The organism is Pedobacter africanus (genome assembly GCF_900176535.1).
GTDB lineage: Bacteria > Bacteroidota > Bacteroidia > Sphingobacteriales > Sphingobacteriaceae > Pedobacter > Pedobacter africanus.
Window position 1 is genome coordinate 338,365 of record NZ_FWXT01000002.1, and the last position, 19,385, is coordinate 357,749.

Sequence of the window (19,385 nt, forward strand, 5' to 3'; positions counted from 1 at the left end):
TTTTTATGTGCTGTCAATTTAAAAATGCAGGATTATGAGATTATACGCTGGCTCCTCAACTGAATTTATAGCACTATGCAAAAGCAATAAAATTGCTGAACTTTTAGCGGAAGAGTACCTGGTAGCATTCTTGTGTACCCCGTCGAGAGCTGAAATAGCATCCTGGAAAAACTCATTATGCCATGTGGCCGGAGCAATGGACCGTGCAGGTCTTAAAGATCTGGGAATAATGCTGGAGTATAAATTGCCGCTTAGTGGTAAAAGAGTTGACGTCATCATCTGCGGTACAGACCATGCTCAAAATAAACATGCTATTCTGGTTGAACTTAAACAATGGGAAGAATGCCGGCTCACCGAATATGACAGCGATTATGTGGTAACCTGGATAGGGGGAAAAAGCCGTTCTGTGCTCCATCCCAGTGTTCAGGTTGGTAATTATATGTATTACCTTTGGAATAATAGTGCTGCTTTTTACAGGACCGAACAGCCTGTTAAACTATCAGCCTGTAGTTACCTGCATAACTACAGCCTTTTACAGGATGATGTGCTTTTGGATAAACGCTTTGAAAATGCCGTTAAGAAATTCGCGGTGTTTACCTCTGATGAAGAGTCAGATTTCATAGATTTTATTGTAGAAAGAGTGGGCTCAGGAAATGGAATGGAGGTACTTGAAGAAATCGAGCAGAGCGAACTCAAACCGTCACAAAAGATTCTTGATAAAGTTTCTACTACAATCAAACAAAAGCTAAATGGAGAGCTTACTCTGTTTGGCAGATGTAAGTCTAAAAATGATTACATATTGCTGGATGAACAACTTATTGTTTACGATTTGGTTATGAGCCTTGCAATTAAAGGTGTTGCGGGTAAACATGCGGTTGTAGTAAGGGGTGGCGCCGGTACAGGTAAATCGGTAATCGGGCTGCAGCTCCTGGCCGATCTGATCGCATCAGGCTTGAATGCCCAATATGCTACCGGATCTAATGCATTTACAGAGACCTTACGGGAAATACTGGGGCAGGGATCATCTTCTATATTGAAATATTTTATGTCATATGCTGGCTCTAAGGCTCAGGCTGTTGATGTTTTACTGATGGATGAGGCACATCGGATCAGGGAGAAATCTGGTGGAGGGGCTAGAGGGACAGGGCTTCTTCAAATTCAGGAATTGCTAAACGCAGCCAAGGTATGTGTGTTTTTTGTTGATGACTATCAGGTAGTCCGCAGTGAGGAGATCGGAACATCTGGCTTTATCATTGAGCAGGCTGAAGCTGCAGGATTTAAGGTTTACGAGTTTGATCTAAAAGCCAATTTCCGGAATGGGGGATCGGAACGGTATAGCAATTGGATTGACCATATGCTGCAGATCAGGGAAACAGATCATGCAGAATGGGTTGATGAACCCAATTTCAAGTTCGAGATTATAGATGCTCCGGAAACCTTGGAACGTATTATTCAGGAAAAAGCTTTGGAAGGATATACAGCAAGGATTACTGCTGGATTTTGCTGGAGGTGGACAAAGCGGCTGGATAGTGACGGACAATTGGTAAACGACATAAGAATCGGCGATTACCATAGGCCATGGAATGCCTATAATGGTTTAGAAGGGCTGAGAAAGGAAATTCCGAAAGCCAAATTCTGGGCTTATCAAAGGGGAGGGATTGATCAGATTGGATGCATTTTTACTGCACAGGGTTTTGAGTTCGATTATACCGGTGTCATTTTTGGAAAAGACATTAAATATAATCCCCTTACACGCCAGCTGGAAGGTTTTGAGGAATTTAGCTATGACCACCAAGCCGCGGGAACACATTTTCTTCGCTTAATTAAAAATTCCTATAGGGTGTTATTAGGGAGAGGAATGAAAGGTTGTTATGTGTATTTTGTGGATAAGGAAACGGAAGAATATTTTAGGAGTAGGATCAGGAAAAGTAATAAAGTTTAAGTCAAATATTCAAATTTTATACTTGCTTCGGCTATGATGTCAACGGAATCTTACCGAGTAATTTGAATTAATAAATAAAAAATTTTCAATTATCTTGGTTTTTAGAAATAAATTCTTAAAATTTGAGTTAACCGGATAACTAAACGCTTCTCGTTCATGAAAAATTTTCCTTTATTAGTATTACTTAGTAGCATTCTTTCTTTTCAATCAAGTAGCGAACAGAACTCAAATCTTAAGTTCGAAGGTCAGTCTATGTGTAGGGCATTCTGGATTATTAGGTCGTTATTTTCGATACTGACAACTTGTAACGCACTTGAATAATTTTGATAAGACAAATCAAATATTTAACAATAAAATATGTGGTCAGATAACGAAACATCAGAGGATCTTCTTGGATTCAAGGTTCATGCAGACCTACTAGTAGATGTCATCAAAGATGACGCCTTACTACCTATTACAATCGGTGTTTTTGGAGATTGGGGAAGTGGAAAGTCGAGCATTCTAAAGATTATAAATGATGAACTCTCGGGAGATGATGATGAACTAAAGGATGGAACTTTAGTTTTATACTTTAATGGTTGGGTATTCGAGGGTTATGATGATGCTAAATCCGCGCTTCTCGAAACTATCGTCGAACGGTTCGCCAAGCATAAGACCCTTGGTAACAAGGTTAAGGATAGTACAGTCAAGCTTTCTAAGAGTGTCAACTGGATGAGGGTCGCTAAACTTGGGTTAAAGAATATTGTCATACCTGGGGCGACTGCGCTATTAACTGGTGGTACCTCTTTGGTACCGCATTTAATAGGTAAGTTCGCCGATTTTAAACCTGCTGATCTTGCTGCAAAGTTGTCAGGAGAAGACTCGGGAAAGTTTTTAGAAGGTATAATGAAAGACGTACCTGAAGAAACAATGCTAGTGAGGGAATTCAGGGACGATTTTGACGAGATGATTCGTAAATCAGAGATCAAAAAACTCTTAGTTATCATTGATGATCTTGATCGCTGCAGTCCAGATAGGATTATTGAAAACCTTGAGGCGATCAAGCTTTTTCTCAATGTTGAAAAGACAGCCTTCATCATCGGGGCAGATCCAAGGATTGTCCGTCATGCTATCGAATTTCGTTATAAAACGGACTCAATCCAGAGAGCTGACGATAGGGAGACCAGAAACCGGCGAATTGTCAGCGATTACCTAGAGAAGCTAATCCAACTTCCCTACAACTTGCCGCGCCTTTCCGATAGTGAAGTGGAGACGTATATGACATTGCTATTTTGCAAGATTTCACTGGAAGGTAGCTATTCGTCTGTTCTTGAGAAATTTTCAAAGCAAAGGGAAGAAAACAGATACGGCACGTTTGGCTTTGGGGATATTGATGATCTGATTACTTCTAAAGAGAGAGAAAAGCTTAACAATAGTATTTCATTGATTGCGTCCCTATCATCTATAATTACAGCTGGGCTAAACGGTAACCCAAGGCAGGTAAAAAGGTTTTTGAATACCTTTATGCTCCGAAGCAGGCTTGTTAAAGTTGCAAAAATTAGCGACTTCAAATTTGATGTACTTGCGAAACTAATGGTACTTGAATATTCTGCGTCGTCTTTGTTCCGCCAACTCCATCAATGGCAGGCGACTCAGAGTGGAGAGCCCAAAGAAATATCGGAGCTAGAGCAACTTGTTGAGGACAAAGACATTGCATCGATTGTTTCCAACTATAAGGATTGGTCAGTCCCGGAAGTTGTTCAATGGATAGCCGCATCGCCGAAACTTACAGGAATAGACCTGAGGGATTATTACTGGATTTCCAGAGATCAGCTCAGTTCATCAATTAGCGGATCATCTTTGGTGCCAACATTTTTAAGAATTCTTGCAAGGAGTCTTTTGGATCATGGTTCAGGAACGATACTCAAAGATATAGCTGATAATAAAGTGAAAACTGTCCTTACAGCAACAGAAAGAGAAACACTTTTTTCCCTGATCGAAAAAGAAATTGTTAAATCACCAGAAAACACGACGTATCATAAAGTCTTTATTCAGTTCATTGAATCCGAGGTGATAGGCGCAATAGATGCTTACGAAAGATTGCTGATCAAAATTGACCATGACAAGGTGCCATTCAGCTTGGGCTCTCTCTATAAACTCGCGGAAAGAAAGAACGCTGAAATTGCGAGAATCTACAAGCTATTTAAAGGTACATCTGGAATTTACAAAGCCATACATAGAAAAAAATAATATGGGAACAACACAAAGAATAGTACCGGGTATCACTGGCCAGCCAAATTGGGGGTCTTTGAATAATGCTATTACCAGGATTGCAAAAACTGTTGAAGAAGAGCATGAATCAGGCCAGGAGGCTGAAGATGGTCAAGAGCAACAGGAAGTTGCGGAGGAAGATGCTAAAAAATATCAGAGGATTATTAATAGAAGAAAAGCCAATCTAAGGTCCTCTCTAAATAATCTTGTCCGTACTGGAGGCGGCGCCTCGAATATTAGCAAGGGGGGCTCTGCTTCAATGGGCCGGGCTGGCAGGGCGACTGCGACAAAATTTACTACTGTATTTACCGACATCAAGGAAAAAGGACTCGATCAAACTCTTACTGATCTTGGATTTGATCTTCAGGGAAAAAGTTACGAATCTGTAATGGATTTTCTTTTGATCTATTGTTCATCTGGAGATGCCGGTATGGATGAAACAGCTGCAAACAAGGCGTTTTCTGAACTTACAGAAATCATAGCGGAACAAACAGGTGAAGATCTCGATGCGTTTGAAGCCTATATTTCCCAAAATGTCGATGGTGAAGGCCTGACTGAGCTCTTGTGTACGTTTTTGGGGCTATATATTTTTGAGCACCTTTCCCAGCGCTTCCAGGAGAAAATTACGCAGGCTAAGGGAGAGGAGATTAGTAAAGAAACTTTCAGAATTATTAAGGAGGATATCTTGGCGCAAGTGAAACTGTTGGATGATGAAAAAAAGGTTTCCAACATTGATTGGCGAGGTCCGGAAGGCTCTGCAGCAATTGAAGAGATTTTTGAATCCATTTTAACTATTATATCTGATGGGAATTAGTATAAATGTTGGCTCGGCATCCTATGATGCTGGAGAGCTTAAGATAATTTTAGATGGTGGGGCATTTGGCAACGCCATTGTTAAGTCGAACTTTGGCGGACTTTTACCTTTTGCTAATACAGCAAGTCCCGAAGCGGTTGATTTTTTTATGTTGTCGGCTGCAGTTTATGGTATTGACCGAATGGTGGTACGTAGGCCTAATTCAGTAGATGGCTGGTCTAGGGACTTGGAAGTAGTCTTTCCAGTTACAGACTTAACAAAATGGAACACTTTGGCTGTGGAAATATCCGCAATGCTTTCGTTTCTCACCGGGGATTATTGGAAGGTATCTTTTTCACAATCCACATTGCAATTACCAGGGGAGGAAATGGATGTCATCTATCAGCCGGAATTTGCTCATGTTAATCTTTTCTCTGGCGGACTTGATTCACTTATTGGAGCAATTCGGTTTTTAGAAGAAAATCCGGACAGAAATCTTTTGGTAATCTCCCATTATGATTCACAGATGAAGGGACCAAAAGGAGACCAAGTAGATTTGCTTAATATGTTACACATTAGGTATGGTGATCGGTTGGTCGCTGTGCCATCGGTTAAGGTTGAACTTGACAGGCCTGGAAAAAAGGAAACAACTTTTCGTTCAAGGTCTATTCTTTTTATTGGAATGGCTGGAATAGTAGCAGATAGCATGAGCCTTGACCTGAAAGTGCCAGAAAATGGAAGTGTATCGTTGAACTATCCTCTTAGCCCATCCCGCAGAAGCGCGTGTAGTACTCGGACAACACATCCCCGGATTCTTGATTCCGTTAAGTTGATTTGGAGCATCCTTGGATTATCTTCTGCTATTGAAAACCCATTCGAATTTGAAACCAAAGGAGAAATGGTTGAATCTATTGATGGTATTGATGATAGTATTGATGAAATGATCTTACGGTCCAATTCATGTGGAAAACGTAGACATGATGAGAGAAAAGCCAATCCAGAAGCTAAACATTGTGGGGTTTGTATGCCATGTGTTTACAGAAGAGCGGCCTTAATAGCTGCTGGTCTCGACGAGGAAGACGATTACGGCGACAACATTAAGGATCTTAACTTCAGAACAAAGAAAGGTCAGGATATCGGTGCATGTATTGAGTTTTTGGCGACTCAATTATCGGAAAGAGACATTAGAAAAGAATTGATCGTCAATGGAATAAGCGATGTTTCCAAGCTTGATCAATACACCGATCTGATTGTGCGTACAAGAACCGAATTAAAAGAGTTATTTTTGACAATAGGAAGCCAAACTGTAAAAAATAGACTTGATGATTGATGCGCACTGCCATATTGATCTTTATCCTAATCCGGAGGAAATACTCAGTTATTGCAATAGCAAGGATATAACAGTGATCGCAATGACAAATTTGCCAAGCCATTTTGAAATGGGATTTCAGCATATTAGAGAATATAAAAGAATCAGAATGGCCCTCGGAATGCACCCGTTGTATGCATCTGAACATGAAAGAGAGTATCAGAAATTCATTGATAACTTCGATAAAACCTCATATATCGGTGAGATCGGACTAGATTATTCTAATGAAGGATATCATACAAAAACAATACAGATGCAATCTTTTAGAAAGATTCTTCAACTGGTATGTGACAAACCGAAAATTTTGAGTATTCACTCAAGAAGGGCCGAGGAGGAAGTATTTAATGAACTTATTTTTCATAATATTAAAGCCGCAATTTTTCACTGGTATTCTGGATCAATATCACTGATAGAAGATATCGCAAAAGCGGGCTATTTCTTTTCGATTAATCCTGCAATGGTTCAATCTCCAAATGGACAGAAAATAATAGCCAAAATTCCGGCAGCCAGTATTCTGACAGAATCTGATGGCCCCTTTATAGAATATAAAAAGCAGACAGTCATGCCCGGCGATGTTATAATTGTAGAGGAATATCTAGCTAAAACACACCAAAAAACCAGGCAAGTAATTAGTGAACAGATTCGTAGCAATTTTAAAAGTATTGTTTCTTTGATAAAAGTATGAGTACTAGTGTAACTAATATCGAGGTAATTATAGACGAAACTGCTGCAGGCGTTGCGATATTTGAGAGATTTTCCCATATTGAGATTAATAAAGGGGAACTTTTTAAATATGCTGTTATGCATTTAGAAGTGCCGCCGCATATTAAAGAGTCGGACTTTGATTATTTACAAGGTAAAGTTCCAGCTATGGAGGCTATACAATTAGAATTTATTGAGTTTACTGGAGATACCATATATAATCTCTCAAAGGACGATAGAAATATCACATCAATTTCTGAACTGGTTGGTGTAGCTCTTGGTTTGAAGTACTCAACGCTTATTCTAAATACGAACCCAAATAAATTCAAGAAAATTGGAAAGCCGGTAAAAGGAAAGTATTTAGACTATTCAACTGTGTTAAATTCGAAGGAGTATGAGGTAGAGACTAAAGGCACAATAAAAAAACATCATTCTGCGATGAAGAATGATATTATTAACAAAAAAACGAACACCTCTTTAAAGGCAGTGCATTTGAGATATGGGGTAATATCTAAATTGAAGAGAATTGGTGAGCCTGGCAAGTCAAAATGTATAATTTTGGATGATCCTCCGCAAGATATAATTGCGAATGAAGATGAAATCTTCAAAACACAACTATGGGCATACGCGTCATTTCTTAGTTATATTTTAGATTCAAAATATTACAACAGGTACGTAAAGCCTTTAGCTAAGAATCGGCTTCGAAGCGTTCGAATTAATAACAAAAAGTTTTTTACAAAATATTCATTTAATGGCAATCTCTATTACGGAGAATGTTTGATTATAGGTTAATTAAGGAAAATGTTGATTCTGTAGCAAATGAAGCAGATGCATTTGATGTACTTACTAATAAGGTAGGAAAAATTAAATTCTTCATTGGAATCGAAGAAATATTGATAAACGCGATAAATAATAGAGACAATAAATATTTGGCGGAGTATAATTCTGAAACGACATTTTGTTCAAGAATCAAGTTCATATATGTTTCTTGGTAAAGATGGTATTCTGATCGTAAAATCGGTTGATGGAGAAAATGGTCAACTTGAGGAACTATTTCCAGAAAATGAAATTAAACAGCGTTTAAAGCTTTACTCAAACTTCCTTAAATACTTAAGCCATAAATGTGGAGCACCTTGTCAAACCAAATCAATTTATGGCAAACCCTGTGAAAAATTGACTTACCGGAAGTATTGCCATTATCACCGATAGAACAATCTTCAGATTTATATTGTTGTTTCTGAATTATATTAGGTAAATAAAAATGAATTCGAGCTAAAAAGGCAAGTTCAACAATACCTGTAATAACAGGTAGTAAAAATCGAAAAGCTCGAACTTCGATTTTACTGGATATACCTTTATCTAGAAAACAAAGTCATTTCATATTACGTTAATAAATTTTATGACTGACGTGCACTCCAAAGAAACCCGTTCATATAACATGAGCAAAATAAAAGGGAAGGACACTAAACCTGAACTTTTGGTACGTAAATTTCTTCATAAAAAAGGATTCCGCTATCGTATTCATGTAAAGGATCTTCCTGGTAAACCGGATATTGTTTTACCAAAATACAAAACTGTGATTTTCGTTCATGGCTGCTTCTGGCATGGTCATGAAGGGTGCAGATATTATGTGATACCCAAAACAAGAACTGACTGGTGGCTCAAAAAAATCAATGGGAATATTGCTAAGGATCTTAAATCCAGGCAGTCCCTTATAATTAGTGGGTGGAAAGTAATAGAGATCTGGGAATGTGATCTTAAAAAAGCAACAATTGATTCGACATTGACAAGTTTGTTATCGTTGTTAATATAGTGTAATTTCAATATTTTCATATTGCTAAGAACTTTAATATTTATATCTTCGATCCTCAGTTAAAATTCATGTCTTTCCCAATTATTGATTTATTTGCAGGTCCTGGTGGACTGGCCGAGGGTTTCAGCTCATTGACAGATGCTGACAGAGAGCGTGTTTTCAAGATTAAATTGTCAATTGAGAAAGATTATTATGCTCATCAGACCCTTACACTCCGTTCCTTCGTAAGACAATTTCCTTTGGGGGAATTGCCAGGTGAATATTATGATTTTTTAGAGGGGAAGATTGAAATAGATAGCCTATACAAGAAGTTCCCTGAAGAATATCATGAAGCCTCTAACGAGGCCTGGCTTGCCACTTTGGGACAAACGCCTGAGACAGAGATAGACCAACGCATAACTAATTTAGTTGGAAATGAAGAACACTGGGTACTTATAGGAGGTCCTCCTTGTCAGGCATATTCTAGCGCCGGAAGATCGAGGGTCGGTGGTATCCACAAAGATGATCATCGTGTTTACCTTTATAAGGAATACCTGCGTATTATCGCCCGGCATCATCCTGCCGTTTTTGTGATGGAAAATGTCGAAGGCCTGCTCTCAGCAAAACTGGATGGTGAGAAAATTTTTGGATGGATACTGCGGGATTTAAGGGATCCTGCTTCTGTTTTTGGCGATCACAATTCACCAGGATATAGAATTTATTCACTTGTTACCGATGATGTACAAAATGATGTAGACTATCTGATTAAAGCGGAGGACTATGGTGTTCCACAAAAAAGGCATCGTGTTATACTATTGGGAGTGAGAGAAAACATTCTTACCAGGCCAGGTATACTGACTCCGACAGATGAAGTGGGTTTAAGATCGATTATCGGTATGCTACCTAAAATAAGAAGCGGGATGAACAGGACCTTTACCCACAGCGTTCTTGTTCCAAAAGAAGATGGAGGATTAAAAAAGAAGCGGTTTTATACTAAAGCAGAAGATTCTCCCGGGAATTGGGCGGAACTTACGTCAAATATCCGTACCGAGATTGGAAAGTTGCTTAATGTTGAGGCTGATGTTGATCCGGCAGTAATTCCTTTAAACATAGGATCTGCTTATCTGCCATGCAATCAACAATTGATTAATCCGGGCCACCCTCTTGCAAGTTGGTACTCAGATTCTAAAATGACTGGTGTCACCCAGCATGAATCAAGAGGACATTTAACTCAGGATTTGAAAAGATATCTCTTCGCTGCATTATTTACGGTAAAATTCAACAAATTTCCGAAAATGAAGGATTATAAGCTGTTTGATGAAGAACTGCTTCCTGACCATGACAGCGCGGACTCCGGAAATTTTACGGATAGATTCAGGGTACAGGTTCCAGACCGCCCTGCGACAACGGTAACCAGCCATATCAGTAAGGATGGACATTATTTCATTCATTACGACCATATTCAATGTCGAAGTTTAACCGTTCGGGAAGCTGCGAGAATTCAGACTTTTCCAGATAATTACTGGTTTTGTGGAGGTCGCACTGAACAATTCCATCAGGTTGGAAACGCAGTTCCACCGTACCTGGCATATAAAATAGCAAAAGTTGTATATGAACTGCTTCAGGTAGAAACAGCTGAAGCTGTAAGTGCTGAAACAGTAAGTAAGGCGGGCTTAACTGCTACGGAATAATTTAAATTTTAAGTATAAGATTATCAGATTAATCAAAATTCTATTAAAAATTTCAAATATTTAATAACTTTAGCAATATAACGTTTTTAAATATTGCAATGCCAGAAAGAATAGTCTTATCTCCACTTGTAACTCCTGTTAAACAAATCACGACTGTTGTTGGAAGAATATTGAAAGCCGTCGGATTAGATATGCTGGTTAATAAGTATTTGAATAATTATCTAAAATGTGTTCATTATGTCAAATGAAATACACGAGATAAATTTTGAAGAGGCAATCCCTTCACCAGAATTTTTAATCAAATCCATAGCCGAACAGGGCTACAGCCTGGAGACTGCCATTGCTGACCTAATGGATAACTCAATATCAGCAAATGCTGATCACATAGAAGTTCTGGTAGATCCGGATCAGGAGCCGTTTACACTTTTTATTGCTGACAATGGAGATGGGATGAACGAAAAAGAGTTAAAAAAAAGTATGCAATTTCCAAGCTCGTCTCTGGAGGAGGACAGGAATAAAAATGATTTGGGAAGATTTGGGCTTGGATTAAAAACCGCTTCGTTTTCACAGACTCGAAGATTTACCGTTTTATCAAGAAAGAAAGGTGACAGAAATTATTGTGGTAGAACCTGGGATGTAAATTATCTACAAAAATGCGGTGCCTGGAAAATAATTGTAAATAATGAAAGCGAAATAAAGACCCTTCTTAATTCATATAGTCTTTTGAGTAGGAGGTTTAATAATAGCTTTGAAAATTTTTCTGCTAACACGATAATTATATGGCAGGGACTATATAAATTTGAGGAATTTTTAAATACCAGTGAAGTGAAAAGATCCAGTCTTAAGGACCAGATCAGTGCTATAACTTCAGAACACTTATCTATTGTTTTTCATAGGTTTCTTGAGAGAAAAAACGACCCTCTTACAATTAGAGTTAACAATCGTGCAATCACCCCCTTCAATCCATTCCCCACAGATGAGTCTGATTTCCGGTCAATTGATAATAAGCAGACAGGACTTCGTAATGATGTGGTTAAGCTTGAGGGTTTTGTACTCCCCTCCAGGAGTATCGATGAAAGTAAGGAATACAGTTCAGTATGGACTACCCCCTCAAAGGGCCTTATGGATCTTGAAGGCATTTACGTTTACCGCGCTGACCGGATTATCGTATTTGGAGGCTGGAACGATATTACAAGAAAGACGCCAACGTTAAGGCTTGCGCGTTTGAGGGTTGAGGTAGGCAACAAGGTAGATAACCTTTTTCATCTCAATGTGGCTAAATCAAAGATTATTGTTCCCTTTGACATCCGAACTGCATTTATCCGCTATGTGGCAGAACTTAAGGTGGAAGCGGAAAGGGAGTATAATAACCGGGGCATAAGGCGATTTGCGAAAAAAGGAAAGGGCAACTATTACTCACTCTTTGAAAAAAATGCAACAGACAAGGGCCTGCTGATTGAAATCAATTCCGAATTCCCTCTTTTGAGCAGTCTCAGAGCTGAACTGACAGCAGAACAGAACGCCAAACTGAACTTTATGCTCAAGATCGCTACCACGACCATCAACAATACTCGTAGAGTACAGGATCAGAGGCCGATGAGCACAATTGAGGAAGATAAGAATCTTAGCCACGCCGATATTGCGACATCTGTCCGTCACCTGCAAGCGGCCGGAGTTCCAGATGCATATATCAGGGACACGATACTGCCAGAGCTAGGATTTAGTGCAACAGGCAACAATCCGGTGATAGAAGACCTATTCAAATAAAACAAAAATTAATGCTCATATGAACCAAAGATTTTATACTGATAAGATTATAGAGCTCCTTGATAATGAACTTCAGGAGCTTCGGGCCAGGAACGAACCATTGACCAGAGCTTTTTTTGATAATCCTGAAATCCAGGAACAGATAAAAAATCAGGTTAAAGCTATTGCAAGTATTTTCAAGCATGCCGTTCCCAGTGATGAACATTTTAGAGAGTATTATATCCTTGCCCTAAATGAATTCAAGGGCAACAATGCCACGGATATCCTCCCAAGTATCTCTCTGACCAAATCAAAGAACAAGACCTGGTTGAGTGAGGAGAGGGCAGCACAGATCGACTGGCATTACTCGGAACGTTATTTCAGATATCTCAAAAGTCTGGGCCGATCGCAGAAGATCATTGCCGAAGCCAGGCGCTCATCCTTGGAGGTACTTAAAAAGATTGGGGATCCGGAGGCTGATAATGCCTTTTACATCAAGGGTATGGTCTTCGGAAGCGTGCAGTCGGGAAAGACCACGAACTTCAATGCTGTGATCAATGGCGCGATAGACCTTGGCTACCCTCTCATCATTGTTCTCTCAGGAATTATGGAGGACCTTCGTGTACAGACCCAGCTTCGCGTCGAGGATGAGGTAGTCGGTTATGGGGTCATCGATGTAGAAAAGGGAAACTTTGGATTTAAAGGCGTAGGTGAGATCAAAAAGTTTGGGGAATTGGGGGACAATGCGATCAAACAGATCATGATTCCGACCTCACAGCACGCCGACTTCAATATCAACATCAAGCGTACAGAGTTTGCCATCAACCATAAGAACGTATTGGTCTGTAAAAAGAACAGTCGGGTGTTAGCGAACCTGGTTCTTTGGCTCAGCGATCAGCTGGCGGAGGGACAAAACAAACACGACATTCCCTTTTTACTGATCGACGACGAGGCCGATAATGCCTCACTGAATAATATGGGTCATAAGGGAAAAGAATATGCAACGACCATCAATGGGAATATCAGAGCCTTGCTCGGCCTCTTTAAACGGAAGACCTACCTTGGATATACTGCCACCCCTTTTGCTAATGTGCTTCAGGATCGTAACGAAACACCCCTTACCAAATGGCCAATCAGCTATAAGGAGGCGGGCGTAACCAGGGAAAAGAGATTTGACCTCGTTGACAATCTGGCCCCTGATGATTTCGTTGAACTACTATTTCCACCATCAATATATGTGGGCGCCAAGCATTTCTTTGAAACGAGATTGAGCGAGATCAATAAGATCGAGCCACTCATTTCCCCACCGGTAAATGATTACCACAACAGCTTTCCAAGTAGAGTATTTAAGGATACCGAGCAAGCGGCTAAACCAGGAGAGAAGGATACACGTGCATCGAAAAAAACAGATATATTTCCCCGGTTTCTTCCGGAATCACTGAAAGATGCAATCAGATGCTTTGTGATTTCCACGGCATTGCGTTTGAGCCGCCGTCCGGAGATGGTCAGCTCCAAGCTATACCAGCCACACAACTCCATGCTGATACATATCTCCAGATTCACCCTTTGGCAGAATAGAACAAAGGAGCTTGTTAAAACCTTCGTAGAGGAACTTACTACTAGGCTTAATACAGAGCTTCCAGATGGAAAGGAGTCTGTATATGCCGAACTGGAGTTGACCTGGATCAGGCACTATGCCCATATTGTCCAGAATATCAAAAGCTATTTACCTGATGACTATGAGGATGACTTTCTCACACCAAAGGATTATCACAAGGACATCCGGTCAAATCTGCTAACAGCTATCACCGGCATCCAGGTGGTGGCGATTAACAGTGATAATACAAGTGATGCGCTTGTTTATAACAAGAAGTCCGAGAAGAAATATATTGCAATCGGTGGAAACAAACTATCCCGTGGATTTACTTTGGAAGGCCTTACGATCAACTATTTCATCCGTAATACCGATTTCGCCGATACCCTGCTCCAAATGGGACGGTGGTTTGGCTATCGACCAGGATACCTGGATTGCTGCAAGCTCTTCACTACCTCTGCCAATATCCATAAGTTCGATACCGTCTCGGTGACGGTCGAAGAACTTGAGGAGACCTTTAAGGAGATCAACAAAAAGGATGGTCGCCCTAAGGATTTTGAGATCCGGGTCCGCGATAACCCAAAGGTCATCAAGTTAACACGGAACTCCATCCTCAAGAATGCGGAGTCCATCAACGTGAACTATAGCATGGGGATGGAACAGTCTACTAAATTCTGGATCAACAAGAATGCAATAGAGACTGCCTGGACTGGATTTGTAGAGCACATTAAACGCCTAAAGTGGGAAGAGGATAAGACAAAGGACGTCTTTTTTCATTCTACGGACGCCGCCGGACTATTTGCATTTCTGGAATTACAGAATACATTTTATGATTTTGATCTGCCTGGCGTGCGGGAATACATTGAACTCTGTAACGCCAACGGTAAGCTTGTCAGCTGGAAGATTGGCATCCGCAAGAATAGCGGTGCGAGAGAAGTGGTGCTACTCGCCAGTTCTAAATCTGGGCTTCCGGGTAACATCAATCTGACAATCAGGAGAGGGCCGCGCGAACAGGCTAGTGGTCGATATGACTTTCTGGAAAACAATATCTTTCGGGTATCAGACAAGTCTGCCCAGATCATCACCTCGGGAAGCGATTTCGGCCTAACCCTTAATGATGACCAGATGGTTGAGGTGAAAAAGAAGTTTCTTGCTAGGCGGGAGGCGGGGAGTGCTACCAACATCCCAGACAAAGACTATCGTCTGGCTATGAACGACCAGGAGGGTACGCTAATGATCTACCTGATCGATACTAAGCACGTTTTTACCTCACCAGACGGTGCGGACAAGGAACTCGAAGCAAGAGCGGTAGAACTCGGGATTGATACCACCATCCCATTATTTGGATACGCCCTGGGATTTCCTGAAATCAAGGGTGACTTCGGTGGTAATTATGTACGCGTAAAACAGCCAGATCCTATTACCCCAGAAGAAGGTGAAGAGGAAGAAGATGAATTTCCGGAGGAATTATTGGAGGGATAATGAGCATAATTAATACATCATATCTGGAGGAAAAATGGAACTCCATTAGCAAAGAAGATATTAGGGGTTACCGGATTCAACGGATCAGTCCCGAAAGCAAATTGGGTATCAATATTGGGTTGAACCATAGGGTGGAGCGTTGCCTGATATTGGAGCTGCCAAAGGATACCAATCTGGTATTCTTCAATCGGGAAAGGCAAAACCTTTCGATCTACCATCTTCGCGAACAGGGTTATATTGTAATTGAACTGCTGGACCAGTTCTTCAACGATCTTTTCTGCGACCTTATCGTTTCGCTATATCAGCGTATCCAGGGAATTGAGGACGTAGAGGAATGTTCGATGGAACTGGTGGCCTCATTTAATAAATGGAGTGAGTTCCTTACCGATCAAAGTGGTCGACTGTTATCGGTTGATGACGTAAAGGGCCTTTGGGGAGAACTTTTTATACTCCGCTCGTTATTGAATGACTCCGAATCTTCATTGGTAGACGAAACGCTTGGGGCTTGGCAAGGCCCATATGATAGAGGTCACGACTTCGTGCTTACTGACAAGAATATAGAGGTCAAGACCCGCGATGCATCGAGGATCGACATCAGTATATCAAGCGAATATCAACTCGAACCTGAATTTGGAAAGAACCTTGAGCTACTAGTGCTGAACGTTCTCGTAGATACGATATTAGGACAAAGCTTGTTGGAACTTGTCGAGGATATCCGGGAATCCATACAAATAAGATCGGGAGATAGTTCAATCCTGTTGAAGGCACTTGCACAAAAAGGACTCAATATGCGCAATATTGAAAGTTACCCTGGCAAATATCTGGCTGTAAGCGAAACTGTTTATGACTGTATGCATGGGGACTTCCCAAAGCTGAACCGGAACAGTATACCATCAGCGATCAACAATTTGTGTTATAATATCAGGACCACTGGCCTGGATCAATTCATCATTAGACAAATTCTTTATTAATGGAACTAAAACAATATCTCGACTATCGAAAGGAACTTCTTCGGGAGTCGCGGGACCAGGAGGGTTTTACCTCCGAGGCATCTTTTATCGGGATATCTGTACTTCCACTGATGGCGGATGCTAAATTGATTGACTCTGAAGATTGGCAGGAGACCTACTACAGCTTTGCAGCAGAAAAGATCAAGATCAACGGTTATATGGTCAACGAATCCGGGGAAAGGCTACAGCTCTTTATCCTCAACGAAGATTCGGTCAACCTTGCTGCCACAGAAAACGATATGGCGATTAGCCAAAAGAGCTATTATGAGAATCATTTTTCAAGAGCAGTGAAGTTTGTTAAAAGAGCTATTAACCGTAACCTGGAGGATACTCAGGATTCAAGCCCGGCTAACGTACTCATCAATCAGCTTTCCTCGGGCGATATTCTCAACCAATTTGATGTAGTGGAGATATTTTTGGTATCGGCGACGGCCACTATGGAGATGCGGGGGAATGATCCCAAGCCTAAGAAATTCGACTTTGAAAACGAAGAATTCTCCGTGTCCTACGCCCAAGGTCGGGAACAGCTGAAAAAAAAGATGCTGATTATCAGACGGCTTATCGACCTGAATTTTCTCCTGGACGTCATGATCTCTCAAGGTAATAGGGAGATATTGACCATTGAGTTCGGAAATGTATTTGGTGCCCCCCTTTCTGCAATCAAGGCGGCGAGTGAAGCCAATTTTGAATCCTATCTTTGTGTGATACCTGCTACCAACCTTGCCGAACTCTATCGACTTCATAGTACGCGCCTGCTGGAAAAGAATGTAAGATCATTCCTTGATTATAAGAATGACGCCAATAGGGGAATGCTGGCGACGATGAAAAAAGACCCCTCGAAATTTATTGCCTTTAACAACGGTTTGACAATTACCGCTACCGCCTCTGATACGAGCCAACAGAGTGGCATTACTCTAATTCATTCGCTAACAGATTTCCAGATCGTTAACGGTGGACAGACCACGGCTTCCATCTACTTTGGCAAAAAGGCCAATGTTGATATTAGCAAGGTATTCATCACTGCAAAAATTAACGTAGTAAAGGAAGTAGCCGAACAGGAGCTGAATGCCTTTATCAAGGAGATCAGTCTCTATTCCAATACCCAAAATAAAGTAACCACCGTAGACTTGGACTCTCAAAACCCTCAGCTTATAAAGTTGAAGGCTATGACCATGAGTGTAGTCACCCCAAGTGGTAAAAAGTGGTTCTTCGACCGCGCCAGGGGAGAGTATAGCACTATGCTAAAAAAATCGGGTAACCGAAACAGATTGGAGAAGGAATTTGAGGACAGGCGCTTTTCGAAGGAGGACTTGGGAAAATATTATACTGCATGGGGCGCTCAGCCATATATGGTCAAAAAGGGTGGAATAAAGGTCTTCAAGTTCTTTATTACTGCTTTATGTGGTGATGGCGAAAAGCGAAAGCCAGTTGATATCGATAGAACGTTCTACGAGGAGCTTATCGCCAAGATCATTCTTTTTGACCGTTTAAATAAGATCCATGGAATAGGAAAGAGGGCCATCGGTCAGCTTCGCTCTGCTGTTGTTCCATATGCAATTTCTATATTATATGCCCATACCGATGGAGGAAAATCTGATTTGTATTTTGATCTTTCCAGGATATGGAAGTCAGAGGGACTTGAGGAAGACCTCGCGGATTTCATGGAGGAACTAATGCGGCTGACTAATGAGCTTATTAAGAAATACGCGGATAGCGATGATGTTGGGGAAAACTCCAAAAAGAAAGAGCTATGGGACCGCGTATGTTCAAGTACCGAAATACAGATGTTTATGTCCAAAAAGACCAGTATACATATACTTGGAAAATATACAATATCCACTGAAGAGAGGAAAAAGCTTTCAAAGCGCAACAAAAAGATCGTAGATTTCAAGTACCTATCCGACAATGTTTCAATCTTTACCAATGGTATTGCTTTCTATGATCGTATTCTGGTCGCAATGAATGACAATCTGAGTACAGTTGACCTGGTAAAACTTAGTGCTATTAAATCAGCTATTGCCAAACGGGAAGACCTTTCACAAAAACACATAAATTTTGAACAGGAGCTTACACGAACCATTGGGAACGAGCATCCTGAGGTGTTTGAGTACAGGCCTGTGGAAGAGGACCTGATCTGGAAGAATAGCTTTGAGTTTATCCTCAAAGTGTATAATAATGCTCTCGAGAACAATGCAGAAGTAAGTGTTGAGTTCAAGAAAATAGAAGAAATGGCTAAGCACAAGGGCATCAAATATTATTCCGTATTTGTACAGATTGGAGAGGCGTTAAATAAGGGGCAATTGCCGACTATGCAACAACTATGGTACGCTTCACATATCCTCGAACTAAAAGGTTCCGCACATATTTTGTAATTTGTTTCTAATACTTAAACTTTTCTGATTTTGTAACTCTAGCTATTACGGTCAATGTAGTTCGTATACATTTATCTCAATCTATTTCCCCTTGCCCTTTAAATCCATAATGATTAACTTTAGTTACATCTGTTAATTGTTATGGTACAAAAAGTCATCCTGCATAGAAGAAGCAAGGCCCCGTTAGTGGTTATAGAAACACTTTTTTCAAGTGGTTTTCTAGCCTATTGGCTTTTTAAAAAGTATGAGTTTGATTGGTTATTAGGGGTGGTCATCTTTATTGCGAGTTTCTTGCTAACGGCATTCCTGTTTTTCAACATCAGGATATTCAGATATATATATTCAATTCTTTTCTCGCTGGGTTGGGGCTTTTTGGGATATATATTTGCCAGCAGTGTTACAAAATCTGATTTAACTGCCTGGGTTGTTCTTGCTGCCGTTTTTGTCCTAAGTCTTCTGGTGCATAAAAGCTATTTTTCATTTGAGACCAACGCTGAAAGGATAGATTACAGATAACTGCCAGTAGCTCCAGATCTGTTCCATTCCTGTTCCAGTTTAGTACTTTACGTGCACCTCAGGTGCGACGTACATCAGCCATGCTTCACTCGAAGTCTAGTCGTCATTTGTCGAACCAACTCCTTG

The 19,385-nt window shown here is 40.6% G+C and carries 12 protein-coding genes; all 12 read left to right on the plus strand.

Going from position 1 to position 19,385, the window contains the following annotated elements; genetic code table 11:
• Positions 1-34: 34 nt before the first annotated feature.
• The 12 genes from B9A91_RS15830 to B9A91_RS15895 all read left to right on the plus strand — a co-directional run bounded on the left by B9A91_RS15830 (position 35) and on the right by B9A91_RS15895 (position 18,743).
• Entirely contained in the window at positions 35-1,942 is a 1,908-nt protein-coding gene (locus tag B9A91_RS15830; protein ID WP_084239980.1) for a DUF2075 domain-containing protein, read from the plus strand.
• Between the two features lie 357 nt (positions 1,943-2,299).
• Positions 2,300-4,171, plus strand: coding sequence for a KAP family P-loop NTPase fold protein (locus B9A91_RS15835; RefSeq protein WP_084239981.1), 1,872 nt, complete (start codon positions 2,300-2,302; stop codon positions 4,169-4,171).
• A 1-nt stretch (position 4,172) separates the two neighbouring features.
• Positions 4,173-5,006, plus strand: coding sequence for a hypothetical protein (locus B9A91_RS15840; protein ID WP_084239982.1), 834 nt, complete (start codon positions 4,173-4,175; stop codon positions 5,004-5,006).
• Positions 4,996-6,315: a Qat anti-phage system QueC-like protein QatC gene (qatC, locus tag B9A91_RS15845; RefSeq protein ID WP_084239983.1), complete on the plus strand. Its 1,320-nt coding sequence runs from the start codon at positions 4,996-4,998 to the stop codon at positions 6,313-6,315. Before B9A91_RS15840 ends, qatC begins: the two co-directional genes overlap by 11 nt.
• Positions 6,308-7,039 carry a Qat anti-phage system TatD family nuclease QatD gene (qatD, locus tag B9A91_RS15850; protein WP_084239984.1) on the plus strand — a complete coding sequence of 244 codons (732 nt, stop codon included), beginning with the start codon at positions 6,308-6,310 and terminating at the stop codon, positions 7,037-7,039. The genes qatC and qatD overlap by 8 nt, the downstream gene beginning before the upstream one ends.
• Positions 7,036-7,848, plus strand: coding sequence for a hypothetical protein (locus B9A91_RS24265; RefSeq protein WP_084239985.1), 813 nt, complete (start codon positions 7,036-7,038; stop codon positions 7,846-7,848). The genes qatD and B9A91_RS24265 overlap by 4 nt, the downstream gene beginning before the upstream one ends.
• 607 nt (positions 7,849-8,455) lie before the next feature.
• Positions 8,456-8,869: a very short patch repair endonuclease gene (locus B9A91_RS15870; RefSeq protein ID WP_084239988.1), complete on the plus strand. Its 414-nt coding sequence runs from the start codon at positions 8,456-8,458 to the stop codon at positions 8,867-8,869.
• A 68-nt stretch (positions 8,870-8,937) separates the two neighbouring features.
• Positions 8,938-10,539, plus strand: coding sequence for a DNA cytosine methyltransferase (locus B9A91_RS15875; protein ID WP_084239989.1), 1,602 nt, complete (start codon positions 8,938-8,940; stop codon positions 10,537-10,539).
• A 237-nt stretch (positions 10,540-10,776) separates the two neighbouring features.
• Positions 10,777-12,306, plus strand: a complete 1,530-nt coding sequence (locus B9A91_RS15880; protein ID WP_200815675.1) for an ATP-binding protein — start codon at positions 10,777-10,779, stop codon at positions 12,304-12,306.
• A gap of 19 nt (positions 12,307-12,325) precedes the next feature.
• Positions 12,326-15,361: a Z1 domain-containing protein gene (locus B9A91_RS15885; protein WP_084239990.1), complete on the plus strand. Its 3,036-nt coding sequence runs from the start codon at positions 12,326-12,328 to the stop codon at positions 15,359-15,361.
• Complete coding sequence (locus tag B9A91_RS15890) at positions 15,361-16,332, plus strand: PD-(D/E)XK motif protein (protein ID WP_084239991.1); 972 nt, start codon at positions 15,361-15,363, stop codon at positions 16,330-16,332. Before B9A91_RS15885 ends, B9A91_RS15890 begins: the two co-directional genes overlap by 1 nt.
• Before the next feature lie 125 nt (positions 16,333-16,457).
• A complete protein-coding gene (locus B9A91_RS15895) occupies positions 16,458-18,743 on the plus strand; it encodes an AIPR family protein (protein ID WP_200815676.1) in 2,286 nt (761 codons plus the stop codon).
• The last annotated feature ends 642 nt before the right edge of the window (positions 18,744-19,385 follow it).

Excerpts from the sequence above, each read along its gene's own strand:
- B9A91_RS15830 (WP_084239980.1), top strand. The coding sequence starts at position 35 with ATGAGATTATACGCTGGCTCCTCAACTGAATTTATAGCACTATGCAAA.
- B9A91_RS15835 (WP_084239981.1), top strand. The coding sequence starts at position 2,300 with ATGTGGTCAGATAACGAAACATCAGAGGATCTTCTTGGATTCAAGGTT.
- B9A91_RS15840 (WP_084239982.1), top strand. The coding sequence starts at position 4,173 with ATGGGAACAACACAAAGAATAGTACCGGGTATCACTGGCCAGCCAAAT.
- qatC (WP_084239983.1), top strand. The coding sequence starts at position 4,996 with ATGGGAATTAGTATAAATGTTGGCTCGGCATCCTATGATGCTGGAGAG.
- qatD (WP_084239984.1), top strand. The coding sequence starts at position 6,308 with ATGATTGATGCGCACTGCCATATTGATCTTTATCCTAATCCGGAGGAA.
- B9A91_RS24265 (WP_084239985.1), top strand. The coding sequence starts at position 7,036 with ATGAGTACTAGTGTAACTAATATCGAGGTAATTATAGACGAAACTGCT.
- B9A91_RS15870 (WP_084239988.1), top strand. The coding sequence starts at position 8,456 with ATGACTGACGTGCACTCCAAAGAAACCCGTTCATATAACATGAGCAAA.
- B9A91_RS15875 (WP_084239989.1), top strand. The coding sequence starts at position 8,938 with ATGTCTTTCCCAATTATTGATTTATTTGCAGGTCCTGGTGGACTGGCC.
- B9A91_RS15880 (WP_200815675.1), top strand. The coding sequence starts at position 10,777 with ATGTCAAATGAAATACACGAGATAAATTTTGAAGAGGCAATCCCTTCA.
- B9A91_RS15885 (WP_084239990.1), top strand. The coding sequence starts at position 12,326 with ATGAACCAAAGATTTTATACTGATAAGATTATAGAGCTCCTTGATAAT.
- B9A91_RS15890 (WP_084239991.1), top strand. The coding sequence starts at position 15,361 with ATGAGCATAATTAATACATCATATCTGGAGGAAAAATGGAACTCCATT.